We start from the raw sequence: 1,198 nt of genomic DNA on the forward strand, positions 1-1,198 counted from the left end.
CAGTGAGCAGGGTATTCTAGTTGTAACAGGCTCTTCTTCGTTAAAATTAGAGGTAATTTCTATGAAATCATTGTTCCGTTGGGGCACAACATTAAGTTTAGTAGCGAGTGCCTTACTAGGCTCAGTGAGTGCGGAAAATTTAGCGGCACTGGCTCTGACCGAAGAGCAGGTAAGAGAAAAGTTGAGACCTGTACCTGTATTTGCAGTTACTGATAATGCCGGTTCGCCACTAGTAGCCTCAATTCCAGATCAGCAAGATCAAAAGAAGACTACCTCAGTGGCAGGTGTGTTTATTAGCCAAGAAGATGCTAAGGCGTTTGTACAGCGTTTAAAGCAGGAGAATCCTGAACTAGGTAACAAGGTAAAAGTAGTGCCTGTATCTTTGGGGGAAGTTCATGAGCAAAATCAAAAGAATCGCACTGTTGCCAATGGTTTAAATTTTGCCTACATACCAAACCAACAGCAGGTAAAGCAGGCACAAGCGATCTGGAACCAAAATGGTCAAGAAAAAAAGCCATTTCAGGGGGTACCGCTGTTTGTTGCCAAAGAAGCTAGCAACAGTGGATACCTAACTATTCAACAAAATGGGGTTTCTTCAATTCCGTTCTTTTTTAACAAAGAGCAATTACAGAATATAGTCAACCGCTATAAGCAGCAAGACCCTAACTCCCAGGTTAAGATAGAGGTAGTGCCTCTAGAGGGGGTTATTCAAACCTTACAGGAGAGCAATGATCAGCAGCTAGAGAAAATCGTACTAGTGCCATCTCAGGAATCCCTGAAATTCTTGCAAAGTCTGTCCCAAAATCAACTCCAACGTCCAAATCAATGATTATGGGTCAGGGGTCGGTGGTCTCGGGAAAAGAACTCTGGCAGTGGCGTCAAGATGCCTGCAAGTCTGCAGCCGAGGCAGGTGTCCCTACAGCTGAAGTGGACTGGTTGCTAAAGGAGGTAGCTGAGCTTGACCCATTAGTGCTACGCTTAGAGTCATGGCAACAGTGTTCCTTATCAGGGAAAGCCGCTGAGAACTCAACTATTCAACTTTCCCAACCTCTACCTCTACTTACCCAACTGTGGCAAAGGCGTATCCATCAGCGATGCCCAGTTCAATACCTAGCTGGGGTTACTCCTTGGCGTCATTTCTCCTTGAGAGTTTCCCCAGCTGTCCTGATTCCCCGCCCAGAAACTGAATCCCTGATTG

The 1,198-nt window shown here is 45.6% G+C and carries 1 protein-coding gene and 1 pseudogene; both read left to right on the forward strand.

All coding sequences use genetic code 11. The features are described from left to right. Positions 1–829 (forward strand): Tic22 family protein (locus F6K49_RS50760; RefSeq protein ID WP_366514371.1); only part of this gene is annotated, 829 nt, incomplete at its 5' end. Further along, positions 826–1,198, forward strand: a pseudogene (locus F6K49_RS50765) (protein-(glutamine-N5) methyltransferase, release factor-specific); the annotation flags it as partial. The gene F6K49_RS50760 and the pseudogene F6K49_RS50765, both read left to right, overlap by 4 nt.

This window comes from Moorena sp. SIO3I6 (assembly GCF_010672095.1).